The sequence below is a fragment of the Azospirillum sp. 11R-A genome (genome assembly GCF_049472615.1).
Taxonomy (GTDB): Bacteria; Pseudomonadota; Alphaproteobacteria; order Azospirillales; family Azospirillaceae; genus Azospirillum; species Azospirillum palustre.
Map to the genome: position 1 here is coordinate 1 of NZ_JBCEBL010000024.1, position 13632 is coordinate 13632.

11 protein-coding genes and 1 pseudogene are annotated in these 13632 nt (G+C 70.0%); 6 read left to right on the forward strand and 6 right to left on the reverse strand.

What is annotated here, in order from left to right; genetic code table 11:
- Positions 1-143 (forward strand): annotated as a pseudogene (locus tag VH569_RS25920) (electron transfer flavoprotein subunit alpha/FixB family protein); the annotation flags it as partial.
- Positions 144-237: 94 nt separating this feature from the next.
- Positions 238-1116, forward strand: coding sequence for a 3-hydroxybutyryl-CoA dehydrogenase (locus VH569_RS25925; RefSeq protein ID WP_423319092.1), 879 nt, complete (start codon positions 238-240; stop codon positions 1114-1116).
- A 64-nt stretch (positions 1117-1180) separates the two neighbouring features.
- On the opposite strand, the gene VH569_RS25930 is transcribed toward VH569_RS25925, so the two are convergent.
- Positions 1181-1798, reverse strand: coding sequence for a glutathione S-transferase (locus VH569_RS25930; protein WP_423319094.1), 618 nt, complete (start codon positions 1796-1798; stop codon positions 1181-1183).
- A 66-nt stretch (positions 1799-1864) separates the two neighbouring features.
- Positions 1865-4312: a membrane-bound PQQ-dependent dehydrogenase, glucose/quinate/shikimate family gene (locus tag VH569_RS25935; protein ID WP_423319096.1), complete on the reverse strand. Its 2448-nt coding sequence runs from the start codon at positions 4310-4312 to the stop codon at positions 1865-1867.
- A 194-nt stretch (positions 4313-4506) separates the two neighbouring features.
- Here VH569_RS25935 and VH569_RS25940 point away from each other — a divergent pair, with 194 nt between their 5' ends.
- Positions 4507-5028 (forward strand): BON domain-containing protein, encoded by a 522-nt coding sequence (locus VH569_RS25940; RefSeq protein WP_423319098.1) that lies wholly within the window; start codon positions 4507-4509, stop codon positions 5026-5028.
- Positions 5029-5202: 174 nt separating this feature from the next.
- Complete coding sequence (locus VH569_RS25945; RefSeq protein ID WP_295830216.1) at positions 5203-5412, forward strand: hypothetical protein; 210 nt, start codon at positions 5203-5205, stop codon at positions 5410-5412.
- Between the two features lie 43 nt (positions 5413-5455).
- Here the strand turns inward: VH569_RS25945 and VH569_RS25950 are convergent, their stop codons facing one another.
- On the reverse strand, positions 5456-5755 hold the full coding sequence (locus tag VH569_RS25950) for a hypothetical protein (RefSeq protein WP_109050651.1): 300 nt from the start codon (positions 5753-5755) through the stop codon (positions 5456-5458).
- A gap of 331 nt (positions 5756-6086) precedes the next feature.
- On the opposite strand from VH569_RS25950, the gene VH569_RS25955 reads away from it, so the two are divergent.
- The gene (locus VH569_RS25955; protein WP_423319100.1) at positions 6087-7349 is read left to right on the forward strand and encodes an allantoate amidohydrolase; all 1263 of its coding nucleotides are present in this window, start codon (positions 6087-6089) and stop codon (positions 7347-7349) included.
- Between the two features lie 13 nt (positions 7350-7362).
- Complete coding sequence (locus tag VH569_RS25960) at positions 7363-8616, forward strand: M20/M25/M40 family metallo-hydrolase (protein ID WP_423319102.1); 1254 nt, start codon at positions 7363-7365, stop codon at positions 8614-8616.
- A 66-nt stretch (positions 8617-8682) separates the two neighbouring features.
- Here the strand turns inward: VH569_RS25960 and VH569_RS25965 are convergent, their stop codons facing one another.
- The 3 genes from VH569_RS25965 to VH569_RS25975 all read right to left on the reverse strand — a co-directional run bounded on the left by VH569_RS25965 (position 8683) and on the right by VH569_RS25975 (position 13626).
- A complete protein-coding gene (locus tag VH569_RS25965) occupies positions 8683-9210 on the reverse strand; it encodes a DUF2867 domain-containing protein (RefSeq protein WP_423319103.1) in 528 nt (175 codons plus the stop codon).
- A 97-nt stretch (positions 9211-9307) separates the two neighbouring features.
- On the reverse strand, positions 9308-11104 hold the full coding sequence (locus VH569_RS25970; protein WP_423319105.1) for an alpha/beta hydrolase: 1797 nt from the start codon (positions 11102-11104) through the stop codon (positions 9308-9310).
- Positions 11101-13626 carry a glycosyl hydrolase 2 galactose-binding domain-containing protein gene (locus tag VH569_RS25975; protein WP_423319107.1) on the reverse strand — a complete coding sequence of 842 codons (2526 nt, stop codon included), beginning with the start codon at positions 13624-13626 and terminating at the stop codon, positions 11101-11103. Before VH569_RS25975 ends, VH569_RS25970 begins: the two co-directional genes overlap by 4 nt.
- Positions 13627-13632: the final 6 nt, after the last annotated feature.

Below are 13632 nucleotides of genomic sequence, written 5' to 3' on the forward strand. Positions count from 1 at the left end.
AGCATCTGGCCGGCATGAAGGACAGCAAGGTCATCGTCGCGATCAACAAGGATGAGGAAGCGCCCATCTTCCAGGTCGCCGATTACGGCCTCGTCGCGGACCTCTTCAAGGCCGTGCCGGAGCTGACGGAAAAGCTTGGATAAGGCGCGCTGATCCGGACCGCCGCGGCGGTCACCGGACGGAACCGGTGACGCCGCGGCGGACCAACCACCCCACATCCTTCGCGGGACAGCCTCCATGACCACGATCAAGAAGATTGGCATCATCGGTGCCGGCCAGATGGGCAGCGGCATCACCCAGGTCTGTGCCCAGGCCGGCTACGCCGTCGTCCTGTCCGACATCAGCGAAGCGGCGCTGGAAAAGTCGCTCGCCGGCATCTCCCGGAACTTCGACCGGCAGATCCAGAAGGGTAAGCTGAGCGAGACGGACAAGACGGCGGCTCTGGGCCGCATCGTCACCGGCACCGACCTGTCGATCTTCGGTGACTGCGATCTGGTGGTCGAGGCCGCGACCGAGAACGAGGCGCTGAAGCGCGACCTCCTGAAGAAGCTGGTTCCGCACCTGAAGCCGGAAGCGCTGATCGCGACGAACACCTCGTCGATCTCGATCACCCGTCTGGCGGCGGCGACCGACCGCCCGGCCAAGTTCATGGGCATGCACTTCATGAACCCGGTGCCGGTGATGCAGCTGGTCGAGCTGATCCGCGGCATCGCGACCGACGAGCCGACCTTCAACGCCATCAAGGAACTGACGCTCGCCATCGGCAAGACCGCCGCGGTGGCCGAGGATTTCCCGGCCTTCATCGTCAACCGCATCCTGCTGCCGATGATCAACGAGGCCGTCTACACGCTGTATGAGGGCGTCGGCGGCGTCGATGCCATCGATACCGCGCTGAAGCTGGGCGCCAACCACCCGATGGGCCCGCTGGAGCTGGCCGACTTCATCGGGCTGGACACCTGTCTGGCGGTGATGCAGGTGCTGTACGAGGGCCTTGCCGACAGCAAGTACCGCCCCTGCCCGCTGCTGGTGAAGTATGTCGAGGCCGGCTGGATCGGCAAGAAATACGGCCGCGGCTTCTACGACTACTCGCAGACGCCGCCGGTGCCGACGCGCTGAGGATTGCAGGTTTTGTGATGAAGGCCCGCCCTGGGAGACCGGGGCGGGCCTTTTTTATCGGTGCTTACTTGAAGTAGGCGCCGCCCTTGGCGAGCGCGCGCTGCCAAGCCGGACGGGCGTGCATGGCGTCGACGAAGGCGGCGAGCTTCGGCCAGCGGCTGCGGTTGCCCTTCATCATCGCAATCTCGACCGGGAAGCTGAGCATGATGTCGGCGCCGGTCAGGCTGTCGCCGACGAAATGGCCGGACGGGCGAAGCTCGGACTCCAGATACTCGAAATGGCTGGCCAGCTGCTCCTGGATGCGGGGATGCAGCGGCGCGCCCGCCTCGCCCAGCCGCCCGACATAGAGGTCGAGCAGCACCGGGGTCATCACCGAGCCTTCGGCGAAATGCATCAGTTGCAGATGGCGCAGCGCGTCGTCCGAGCCGGCCGGCGGCAGGAAACGGCCGGCGCGCTCGCACAGATGCTGGACGATGGCGCCGGACTCCATGACGATCCGGCCATCGATCTCCAGCAGCGGGGATTTCCCAAGCGGATGCACCGCCTTCAGTTCCGGCGGCGCCAGATTGGTCGTCCTGTCGCGCTGGTAGAAGCGGAGTTCATAGGGAAGCTCCAGCTCCTCCAGCAGCCACAGGATCCGCTGCGACCGGCTGTTGTTGAGATGATGGACGACGATGGTCAAGGAAGGCCCTCCCGGGATCGGTTGAGTTGCAGGGACCGGCGGTCGGGCCCGGTGGTCGAGGACCGGTCACTTCGGCAGCGCGTAGGCAATCACGGAATCGCCCCCCTTGGTCCCCAGCGAGCCGTGCCCGCCGGCCACCACCAGCACATATTGCCGGCCGTCCTCGCCCTGGTAGGTCATCGGCGTCGCCTGACCTCCCGCCGGCAGGCGGCTCTCCCACAGCTGCCTGCCGGTGGAGACGTCGTAGGCCCGGACATAATAGTCAATGGTGCCCGACAGGAAGGCGACGCCGCCCGCGGTCATCATCGGGCCGCCCAGGTTGGGCACGCCCATGCGGAAGGGCAGCGGGACCGGCGAGGCGTCGCGGGTGGTGCCGTTCTTGTGCTTCCACACGACCTTGCCGGTCGTCAGGTCGGCGGCGGCGACATAGCCCCAGGGCGGCGCCTGACAGGGCAGGCCGAGCACCGAGACGAAGGGGCCGAGCTTGATCGCATAGGGCGCGCCGAAATTCTCGTTCAGCGCCGGCAGGCTGAATTTGGGCCGCTCGCCGCCCTGGACATAGAGGTCGGTGTCGTTCTGACGCGGCACCAGCTGCGAGACGAAGGCAAGGTAGGTCGGGGTGGTGAAGGCGACCTGCCGCTGGGGATCGACGGCGACGCTGCCCCAGTTGAAGACGCCGAAATTGCCGGGATAGACCAGCGAGCCCTGGAGCGACGGCGGGGTGAAGCGGCCGTCGTAGCGCAGGCGCTTCAGCGCGATGCGGCAGGCGAGCTGATCGAACATCGTCGCCCCCCACATGTCGGCCCCGCTCAGCGGCGGCGGGTCGTAGGACAGGGCCGAGACCGGCTGGGTCGGGGCGGCACGGTCGCCCTCGGCGGCCCCCTGCGGCGCCGGCGTCTCGGTCACCGGCAGGACCGGCTGGCCGGTGCGGCGGTCGAGCACGAACAGCTCGCCCTGCTTGGTCGGCTGGACCAGGGCCGGGACGGTCTGGCCGTTGACGGTCAAATCGATCAGGCTGGGCTGCGCCGGCACGTCATAGTCCCACAGATCGTGATGCACGGTCTGGAAGACCCAGCGCACCTGCCCGGTCGCCAGATCGAGCGCCACGACGGAGGAAGAGAAGCGCTCCACCTCCGGGCTGCGGTTGCCGCCGAACTGGTCGGGCGGCTGGTTGCCCAGCGGCAGATAGACCATGCCCAGCGCCTCGTCGACGCTGGCGATGGACCAGCTGTTGGGCGAGTTGACGGTGTAGGTCTGGTCGCCGGCAATCGGCGCGGTCTGGTCCGGCTTGGCCGAATCCCAGTTCCACACCAGTTGGCCGCTGTCGGCGTCGAAGGCGCGGACGACGCCCGACTGCTCCTTGGTCGAGACATTGTCCAGCACCGTGCCGCCGACGACGATCAGCTTGGCGGTGACCACCGGCGGCGAGGTCGAATAATAGGCGCCGGGTTGGACGTTGGGCATGTTGGCCCACAGGTTGACTTGCCCGTTCTCGCCGAAGCCGGTGCAGATCGACCCGTCCTCCGGGTTCAGCGCCACCAGACGGCCGTCGGCGGTCGGCATGAACAACCGGGCGGCACAGGTGCCACTGGTCGTGGCCGTCGCGGCCTGCGGCGCCGGGCGGTAGGACAGGCCGCGGCAGGTCAGGTGCTGCAAGGCCAGCTGCTTCGGGTCGATCTGCAGGTCGCGGCGCCAGACTTCCTTGCCGGTGGTGGCGTCGAGCGCGATGACATGCTGGTGCGGCGAGCACAGGAACAGCCGGTTGCCGATCTTCAGCGGCGTCACCTCGAAGGTGGTTTCCTTCGGGTCGCCGGGCTGGCCGCGCCGGTCGCCGGTCTCATAGCTCCAGGCGACCTGGAGCTTGTCCGCATTGTCCGGCGTGATGCCGGTCAGTGGCGAATAGCGCTGGCCGAAGCCGGTGCGGCCATAGGCCTGCCATTCGCCGTCCGGGACCATTCCATTCGAATTCATCTGGCCCAAACCACCGGCAGGGGCGGCGGCGGACGCGGTCTGCTGGCGTGACGGAAGGGTGCCGTCGATGCGGTGCGGGTCGGTGAACCAGGAGGCGACGGCGACCAGCAGCACGACGGCCAGCGACGCGGTCAGCGGCAGACCGGCGCCGCGGAAGACGCCGACGGGATAGGCTCCGGGCGCCGGCTCGCCGGCCATCGGCTGGCGCTCGCCCAGGCGGCGGGTGACCCAGGGCAGCAGCAGCAGGAATCCGACCACCGCGATCACGTCGCCGCGCGCCGACAGCGGCCACCAGTCCAGCCCGGCCTCCCACAAGGCCCAGATCAGCGTGCCGATCACCAGCAGCGCATAGACCGACAAGGCCGTGGGCGACCGCTTCGCCAGCAGGGCGGCGGTGGCGAGGAACAGCAGGCCGGCGGCGGCATAGTACCAGGAGCCGCCCAGCAGGATCAGCCAGAGGCCGCCGCCCAGCGCCCCCAGCCCCAGAACCGCCAGCAGGACGACCATCGCCCAGAGGGCGGCGCTCGGTTCGGACTGTTTCATGGCACGCACCTCGACCGAAAGCTTTTCGGACCGAACAGCCGGGCGCGGCCAAGGTTGCGGCGGATTCGCCCCCCATCTCCTTTCACCCCGCAAGGCTGACCTTCCGGGCGCGCCGGGCTCAGGTGCCGGAACGCCACGGGTGCAACTTTTGTTGAAGGGCAAGGGAGTCTGACATCAACGAGACGGAGGCCGCCATGCACCGCCATCCCTGGAGCGAAGAGTTCGTCAAGATGAGCCCGCAGGCCCACTATCGCGGCGTCGGCCCGCGCAATTACCGCCGCTCCGACGAGCGCATCCTGGAGGACATCAACGAGCGCCTGACCGACGACCACCACATCGACGCCTCCGACATCGGCGTGCGGGTGGAGGGCGGCGAGGTGACGCTGTCCGGCACCGTCGGCGACCGCGCTGCCCGCCGCCGCGCGGAGGACATCGCCGAGAGCGTGTCGGGCGTCGGCCATGTGCAGAACGACCTGCGCGTCGCCAGCCGGACCGCACCGGGCGGGGCAACCTCCGCCGGCATCGGCGAGCGGGTGGAACCGGCGGCCCCGCAGGGCGAGGGCAGCGTGACCGGACCCGGCGCCCCGGCGCGGGACGCGATGGTGGCGGCGCTCGACAACAGCTCCATGGTGCTGGGCAAGCAGCCGCTGCCGGGAGACGACACCCTGCGGCACGGGGACGCAATGGCCAGCAGCGGCGGGCGCGACCGGCGTTGAATCAAGAGCTTGCCGGGGGGCAGTTGCCCTCCTGCACCGGATGCGCTGCTGCCCTGCGCCGGGGGTCGAAGGACCGGAGAGGCTGCTTAACCGTTGGTTAACCGTCGGGGACCATTGTCCCGCGGCCAATCGAGTATCCCCTCTCAAGCCTTCTGGAACAGAGCAGCTGCCATCATGGGCAACAAGACCATCAAGCTTTCCGACAAGACCGGTTACCGCGACGTCGAACTGGACCAGCTGCCGCGCAACGTGCGCGCCGCGGTCACCGACCTGTCGACCAAGAACCCGGTCGCCGACATCATCGTCGACCAGTCCGGCATGCTGTACCGCATCCACCTGTCGGCCCCTGCCAACATGTATGTGGATGTCCTGTCCGTCGCCTGACGCGACGCCACGGTCTTCAGGTTTGGCGAAGGGCGGTTTGCAGCTATTGCAGCCGCCCTTCGTCGTTCCGGCCCTCCAGCCGGGCCAGGGCCCGGTTCAGCAGCCGGGGCGGCAGCATCGCCACGGCCCCCTCGCGCACGGCACGCACATCCTCGATGTCGAGCCCGGTGGCGACGGCCAGCTGGCGGTCGTCCAGCTCGCGGTCCTCCGCCAGCAGCGTGATCCACCCCGCCAGCGTGCGGGCCTGGGCCAGCTCGGCCCGGTTGTTGAACCACAGGCCGGCACCCGGCCGGCCAATCGGCGTTGCGTTCTCGAAAGGCATGTCGGGATCGAAAGACGTCATGGACGCACCTCCCCTCAGCTGTTTCTTTCGCACTCGCAGCAAATACGCGTCTCGATACGCCCCTTGATCGGGCGCTTTGTTCACCCTCATCTATGAAGTCTGCCCGATGCTTCCAGAGGGTGGTAGGCATTATTCGGCACCACCAACGAATTCCGGCCTGTCTTTTTGCGCTGCGACACGAGCGGACGGCGCTGGGACTGCGCCTTTCCGGGATTCTTTGAAACTGTCTTCACCGGCCGGGGGCTAGGGCGGCAACGCGGCTTCGGCGTATAACCGCTTCCATCGTCCTGATTTCATCGTCCCGCTTCCTCAGCGCATTTCGGAACCGTCGATGCCCGATCCCCTGCTGTCCGAATCTCAACTGTCAGGACCGGCCCTTCTCGACCGCATCGACGCGCTCGCGGCGATCAGCGCGGAGGAGGGGCGGCTGTCGCGCCTCTATCTGACGCCGGAACACCGCCGCGCCAACGACCTCGTTGCCGGCTGGATGCGCGAGGCGGGCATGAGCGTGCGCGAGGACGCGGTCGGCAACATCGTCGGGCGCTACGAGGGCGACCGGCCGGGGCTGCCGGCCCTGCTGATCGGCTCGCACCTCGACACCGTGCGCGATGCCGGGCGCTATGACGGCATGCTGGGGGTGCTGAGCGGCATCGCCGTGGCCGCCGACCTGAACGCCCACGGCCGGCGCCTGCCCTTCGCCGTCGAGGTGATCGGCTTCGGCGACGAGGAGGGCACCCGCTTCCAATCGACGCTGATCGGCAGCCGTGCCATCGCCGGCACCTTCGACCCGGCGGTGCTGGAGAGCCGCGACGCCGCCGGCACGCGGCTGGCCGACGCCATGACCGCCTTCGGCCTCGACCCCGCCGCCTGGGCCACTGCCGCCTACAAGGCCGACGACGTGCTGGCCTATGCCGAGCTGCACATCGAACAGGGGCCGGTGCTGGAGGCGCTGGGCCGGCCGGTCGGAATCGTCACCGCCATCGCCGGCGCCACCCGGCTGGCAGTGACGGTGGAGGGGATGGCCGGCCATGCCGGCACCGTGCCGATGACCCTGCGCCGCGACGCGCTGGCGGCCTCGGCCGAGATGATCCTGGCGGTGGAGCAGCTGTGCTCCGGACAGGAGCGGCTGGTCGGCACCGTCGGCCGGATCGAGGCGTCGCCCGGCGCCACCAACGTCATCGCCGGCAAGGTCCGTTTCACCATCGACCTGCGCGCCGACCGCGATCCCCTGCGGCTGGAGCGGGTCGGCGCGGTCCGCGCCCGGCTGGAGGCCATCGCCGACGCCCGCGGCGTCGCCATCGGCTTCGAGACGCTGCATGAAAGCCCGGCCGTCGCCTGCCACCCGGCGCTGATGGCTCAGTTCGCCGCCGCCGCCGAGGCCGAGGGGCTGGACGCGCCGGAGCTGCCGAGCGGCGCCGGCCACGACGCGATGGCGGTGGCGGCGCTGACCGACATCGCCATGCTGTTCGTGCGCTGCGAACGCGGCATCTCGCACAACCCGGCCGAACGCATCACCGCCGCCGACGCCGAAGCGGGAGCCCGCGTACTCGCCCGCTTCGTCGAGAATTTCCAGCCCGCAACCTCCATCCCGTGACGGACTGCCTGCCATGACCGACCTGTCCCCCTCCCTCGCCGCCACTCTGGATGAGGCGGTGAATGCCCGCTTCGACGAGGAGGTCCGTTTCCTGGCGGAACTGGTGAAGGTGCCGTCCGACAACCCGGCGGGCGACTGCGCCCCCCACGCCGTCCGCGCCGCCGAGCTGCTGGAGGCGATGGGCTTCACGGTGGAGCGGCATCCGGTGCCGGCCGAGCTGGTGCGGGCCAACGGCATGATCAGCGCCACCAATCTGGTCATCCGCCACCGCTTCGGCGACGGGCCTACCGTGGCGCTCAGCGCCCATGGCGACGTGGTGCCGCCGGGAGAGGGCTGGTCGAGCGATCCCTACGGCGCCGAGATCCGCGACGGCGTGATGTATGGCCGCGGCGTCGCGGTGTCGAAGTCGGACTTCGCCAGCTACGCCTTCGCGCTTCGGGCGCTGATGGAGTCCAAGGCTCCGCTGAAGGGCACGGTCGAGCTGCACCTGACCTACGACGAGGAGGCCGGCGGCGAGATCGGGCCGAAATGGCTGCTCGACCAGGGGATTTCCAAGCCGGATTACGCGGTGTCGGCCAGCTTCGCCTATTCGGTGGTGACCGGGCACAATGGTTGCCTGCATCTGGAGGTGCAGGTCGACGGCAAGTCCGCCCACGCCGCCCGCCCCGACACCGGCCATGACGCGCTGGAGGCGGCGACCGGCATCCTGACCGCGCTCTATGCCCACCGGCCGGAGCTGGCGACGCGCCGCTCCGCCGTCGCCGGCATCACCCACCCGTCGCTGACGGTCGGGCTGATCCAGGGCGGCATCAACACCAACGTGGTGCCCGACCGCGTCACCTTCCGCCTCGACCGCCGCATGATCCCGGAAGAGAATCCGGCGGAGGTCGAGGCAGAACTGCGCGGGCTGATCGAGAAGGCCATCGCCGGCCGGGAGGGCATCCGCGTCTCCATCCGCCGCATCCTGCTGGCCCGCCCCTTCCGCTCGGTCGGCGACGCGCCGCGGCTGGCCGCGCTGTTCGCCGCCCATGCGCAGGAGGTTCTGGGCGTTCCGGTCGGCCAGACCGGCATCCCGCTCTACACCGACGCCCGCCATTATTCGGAGGCCGGCATCCCGACCATCCTCTACGGCGCCGGCCCGCGCGACCTGCTGGAGGCCAACGGCCACCGCGCCGACGAGAAGCTGGTGCTGGAGGATCTGCGCAAGGCCACCCAGGTGGTGGCGCGGTCGCTGGCAGAGCTGCTGGGGGCGGAGCTGCCGGGGTAAGAAGAGAACAAGGTTAGGATAAGGCGACCGCTTACAAGCCCTCTCCCCGGGGGAGAGAGGGCCATTTCACCCGGCCTTGCGGGCGAGATAGCTGCGCAGCGAGGCCGGGACGATCATCCTGTGCATCGGCTTGACCACCAGCATGTAGGCCTTGCCGAGCCGGTTCTTCGTCCGGACCACCGTGGTGACCGCCGCCAGTTGGCGGTCGCCGTCGGGTGGGAGCTTGCGCACCGACAGCCAGACGTCGAGATGCCGGTCGCGGTCGCAGACCACCACCTCGTCCTCCCGGCTTTCGACCAGCGTGAAGATGCCGATCCGGTCGCCGGGCCGGTAGGACCCGGCCGGCTTGGCAGGATCGACGGCGCCGAGCGCGCCCAGATCCTTCAAGCCGAGCAGACGGACCGCCTTGTTGCGCAGCCACATCATCCGCTCGATCCAGGGCGGGCTGGCGGCCAGCACCTGGATGAGAAGTTCGAGCGCCGACAGCCCCGGATCGGGCACGGGAAAGCGGTAGGAATCGTGAAAATCCGCCGCCGGGAGCTGCCGATACAGCGCACAGTCGGCCGGAACGTCCGAAAGCTCGATCCGGTGCATTGGAACGGTCTCCGCGGGACATGGCGATCCCGCAGACGTTCCGCCGCAACCGGGGGCCCTGTCAATACGCCTCCCGTGCCCGTCCCGGAGGGGTGCCCTACCCCACCCGCTCGCCGGATGGCAGCCCTCCGGATGATAGATCCAGGCCCCAGCCGGTCAGGTCTGAGGCGGCAGGATCCGCCTGGGCCGCGCTGTCCAGATTGGCCAGATGGCGGTCGATCATGCGGTCCAGCCGGTCGCGCGCCTCCCAGACCGTCAGGCTGTGGTCGGAGCGGTCGAGATAGGCCACCTCGATGCCGGACAGGCCGTCGAGCGCCCGGCCGCCCTCGCCCAGATGCAGGTAGAACTCGGCCAGCGTCATGTCGCCGCTGCTGTAGACCACCAGAACCCGCCGGCCCTCCGCCGACAGGCGGCGGAACATGCGGAGCGCGTGGCGGGTCAGGCCGGTGCGGAGAAGCACCTTGCGGAGGAAGCGTCCGGCCAGACGCTTGGCCAGCCCGGTCAGGCGGGCGGGCTTGCGGAAGCTGGCGCGCAGCCGGGCCGGCTTCAGCGCCTCGATCAGATATTCCTTGGTGGAGCGGAAGGCGACCGTCCGCATCAGCTCCGACACGGCGATGCCGCCGCCCATCTCGAACCGCCCGGGGTTCAGCACGATCTGGCCAACGACGCGGTCGTCGCCAAGGCCGGCATGCAGGGCGGGCGTGCCGCCGGCGCACAGGCCGATGACGACGATGCGCTCGTGCCCCTGCTCCTCCAGCCAGTTCAGGGCTGCGCGGACGTCGCCCATCACCTCCTTGTTGTAGAGCAGGTTGTCGGGGAAGCCGGGACGGTCGGGGCTGTCGCCGATGCCGGCGGCGTCGATGCGCAGCGAGGTGTAGCCGCGCGCCGCCAGCCGCCGCGCCTGCACCACCGTGGCGCGGCCGGAGCCGACATGGTGGGTGGCGCCGCTGTTCAGGAACAGGATGGCCGGCCGGTTGCCGGCCGGATCGGCCAGGACCGGCGTGCAGCAGATGCCGAACAGCTCCGGCGCGCTGCCGAAGAAGATCGGGCGTTCGACCGCGGTCGGCATCATCAGCCCGGCCGGCCGGTCCGGCGGCGGGGTGGCGCCGGTGGCGACCGGGGCGGCGGCGACGATCCAGCGCAGCACCGGCTCGAACGCGGCGGCGGCCTGGGCGCGCTGCGGCTGCTGGGTCAGCTCCATCATGCCGCTGACGCCCATCGGCTCCGCCATCGCACCCAGCGTGCGCCAGCGCGCGGCCAGCTTCACCGGGGTCTTCCCCTCCGGCCGGTCGGCGATCAGGATGCGCGGCGCCGGCGGGGCCGGCGCGTCGCAGGGGTTGAGGCCGCCCAGCGTCAGCGCGGTTTCCGGCGTCAGCGGCATGCCGATGACGTTCAGCCAGGACGAGCGCTCCGGCGGCTCCGGGTTGCAGACCGGACGCAGCACGATGGAGGACAGCGTCTGCATTTCGCGGACCGCCTTGCGGCCCGAGGTGATCGGCGACAGCAGGACCAGCCTGTCGATGCCCTGCCCGTCCTCCGCCATCTCCAGCGCGGCGGCGGTGGCGAGCAGCGCGCCCATGCGGAAGCCGACCAGGGTCACGTCGGTGACGCCGGTGTCCTCGCGCAGGCGGCGGACCGCCGCCTTGACGCCGTCCAGCCACGCGCGCACCCGGTCGGGCTCGCCGTCGTCGCCGGCCGAATCGCCGGAGCCGGGATAGTCGAACCGCAGCGTCGGCAGCCCGGCGGACGCCAGACTTTCGGCGAAGCTCTTCCAGGCCCGGTGGGCGCACAGCTCCTCGTACCCGTAGGGACCGCAGAGAACCACCCCGCGCAGCCCCTCGGCCGGGTGCAGCCATCCGAAACAACCCTCGAACACCACCGGTGTCGGCTTCATGCGTTCCCCCTGTAGCGGACGGGCGCCAGCGCGTTCAGCGCATGGACCTCGCCGTCTGGCACCATCCGTCCGGCCGATGCCGTCCCGTCCGTAACCCCAACCCCAGACCCATTCCCAGTCCGCGAACCGGCCCGCGGCCGCAGGCGGACAACCCGCTCGACGCCGGGGGCGAGATGGAACCAGCCGTCATCCGCCTGGAACCGCTCGTCCTCGACATGCACCGAACAGGCGAACCGTCCTGTCGCCAGCCGCAACGCCCACTCGTCCCCGCCTGCACTCCCTTGGCGCTCTACCGCCGCCGTCAACCCCAGATCGGCGCGCGGCAGCGAGCGTCCCTTTGGAAAATAATGAGACTCGTCAATTGGTTCCGCGTCCCTTTCGGCCAGCAGCACCTGCGCTGTGACCACATCGTGCGAGATAGGCCCAAACCTGTAGGCGTAGGTCGTGTCAAAAAAGCGGTCGGACATCCCGGCGGCGGCCAGCACCACCGCACCCCTCGCCGGAATAGTCACCGGACGCTCCGCCTTCAGCACCGGGACCGACCCGTCACGCCATGCGGTCAGCCGCAGCAGAGCCTCGACCGGGCGGGCGGTGTCGTTGACCAGATGCACAGCCAGCCCGTTGACGCCCTCGTCGGTCAGGATCACCCGCAGCGGGCGGAAGGCGCGCCGCAGCGCGTACCAGGCAGGCTTGCGTGTGCCGTCGGCGGCGACCACGCCCCAGCCGGCACCCCAACCGCCACTGGGCCAGGGATCACGCCACTGCCAGACCAGCCCGCCGGCACAACTGGAGCCGGCGCGCCGCCACTCGTCGAACACCGTCTGCATCACCTCGCCGGTCACCGCGCGCGACAGGCGGCGGTAGCGGTCGGGGTCCTCGTAGCGCAGGCGGCGCGGATCGACGGCGTAGAGCGTCTCCAGATAATGCTCCCGCACATCCTCGAAGTCCCAGGAGGCGCCGGGGTCGCGCGGAACCCGCTGCTTCCAGCGCGGATGGTGGAGCGCCGGAACGCCGAGCGAATCCTCCTCCGGAAGGTTGGCGAAGGCGAGGCATTCGCTGGCGAAGCGCACGCCGGCACGCCGGGCATCCTCCAGCGGCTTCATGTAGGCGCCGACGCCGTAATAATGGGTCACCCCGGCATTGGCGATGAAGGGCAGCGGCCCGCCGCTGGGCGAGTTCGGCACCTGGATCAGGTCGGGCCGCCGGGCCGTCGTCTCCTCCGCGATCACCGCCATCAGCGCGGCTTGCGTCCAGGAGGCGCGGGGCAGGCCCAGCATGGCCGCCTGCTGTTCCATCTCGCTGCCGCCGCACAGCACCGCCAGCGACGGCGAGGTTTGGGTGCGGTCGAGCAGCTGGGCGATCTCCGCCCGCACGTTGTTCAGGAAGGCGGCGTCGGCGGGATAATCGAAATTGGCGAACATGGCGTCCTGCCAGACCAGAAGGCCCAGCTCGTCGCACAGCTCGAAGAAGGCGTCGCCCTCATACAGCATGGTGCCGCCGACGCGGACCATGTTGGCCCCGGCCTCGCGCAGCCGGCGCAGCTCCGGTTCGTAGACCGCGCGGTCGGACGACAGCCCGACCAGATCGACCGGCACCCAGCAGCCGCCGCGGCAGAACACGCGCTCGCCGTTCACCAGCAGTGCGAAGCCGGTGCCGTCCGCCCCACGGTCGACCGCCAGCGAGCGGAAGCCGACACGGCCAAGCTCCACTTCGACCGATCCAATCCGGGCGGCGACGCCGTGCAGGACCGGCTCGCCATGGGTGTGCGGCCACCAGGGCTCGACACCCAGCAGGGTCAGGTCGGCGGTGAAGCCGTCCACCCCGTCGAAGACGAGCGGTGCCGTGCGGCCGGCGACCTCGACCGAACCGCCGGTGGCAGCCGATGCCCCCTCCACCGTCAGGCGCAGCGACAGATGGCCGTCGCGCCCATCATAAGCGGTGCGCAGGTCGGCGGCGAGCACGCGGCACGGGCCAGCGTCCTCCACCAGCTCCACCGGACGGAAGGGGCCGACGGCATGGATCGGCGGGCACCAGCCCGGCATGTGGCCCAGCAGGGTGGTGCGGACGAAGCGCAGCCCGGCCGGCTCGGCGAGCTTGGGGCGCCAGCGGGCGCGGCCCTTCTTCGCCGCCAGCACCGGGTGCAGGGCGTGGAAGCGGATGGACAGCTCCGCCTCGCCGGTCAGCGTCACCGGCACCTCATGGGCCAGATACATGCTGTCGGAGGTCAGGATGCGCTCGCCGTCCAGCCGCACCTCCGCGATGGTGGCAAGGCCGTGGAAGCGCAGGATGCGGGGACCGTGACCGGTCAGCCGGGTGCAGTAGACGACATCCTTGTCGTGCAGCGGCGCGGGGTCCTCCGCCGACCACAGGCCGGCGGCCTGGAGCGCCTGGGCGGCGGTGCCGGGAACCGGGGCGGGGATGCCCTCCCCGCTGTCCGGTCCGCCGGGCGCCGAGACGGTCAGCGTCCATCCCCGATCCAGAAGGGTCCGCCGCTGTCCCGTGACCGCTCGGATTAGGGCCATCGCCGC

What these genes read in the sequence shown, in the direction of transcription:
- VH569_RS25945 (WP_295830216.1), top strand. Translation starts at nt 5,203, where the DNA reads ATGGGCAACAAGACCATCAAGCTTTCCGACAAGACCGGTTACCGCGAC.
- VH569_RS25960 (WP_423319102.1), top strand. Translation starts at nt 7,363, where the DNA reads ATGACCGACCTGTCCCCCTCCCTCGCCGCCACTCTGGATGAGGCGGTG.
- VH569_RS25940 (WP_423319098.1), top strand. Translation starts at nt 4,507, where the DNA reads ATGCACCGCCATCCCTGGAGCGAAGAGTTCGTCAAGATGAGCCCGCAG.
- VH569_RS25925 (WP_423319092.1), top strand. Translation starts at nt 238, where the DNA reads ATGACCACGATCAAGAAGATTGGCATCATCGGTGCCGGCCAGATGGGC.
- VH569_RS25935 (WP_423319096.1), bottom strand. Translation starts at nt 4,312, where the DNA reads ATGAAACAGTCCGAACCGAGCGCCGCCCTCTGGGCGATGGTCGTCCTG.
- VH569_RS25950 (WP_109050651.1), bottom strand. Translation starts at nt 5,755, where the DNA reads ATGACGTCTTTCGATCCCGACATGCCTTTCGAGAACGCAACGCCGATT.
- VH569_RS25955 (WP_423319100.1), top strand. Translation starts at nt 6,087, where the DNA reads ATGCCCGATCCCCTGCTGTCCGAATCTCAACTGTCAGGACCGGCCCTT.
- VH569_RS25965 (WP_423319103.1), bottom strand. Translation starts at nt 9,210, where the DNA reads ATGCACCGGATCGAGCTTTCGGACGTTCCGGCCGACTGTGCGCTGTAT.
- VH569_RS25975 (WP_423319107.1), bottom strand. Translation starts at nt 13,626, where the DNA reads ATGGCCCTAATCCGAGCGGTCACGGGACAGCGGCGGACCCTTCTGGAT.
- VH569_RS25970 (WP_423319105.1), bottom strand. Translation starts at nt 11,104, where the DNA reads ATGAAGCCGACACCGGTGGTGTTCGAGGGTTGTTTCGGATGGCTGCAC.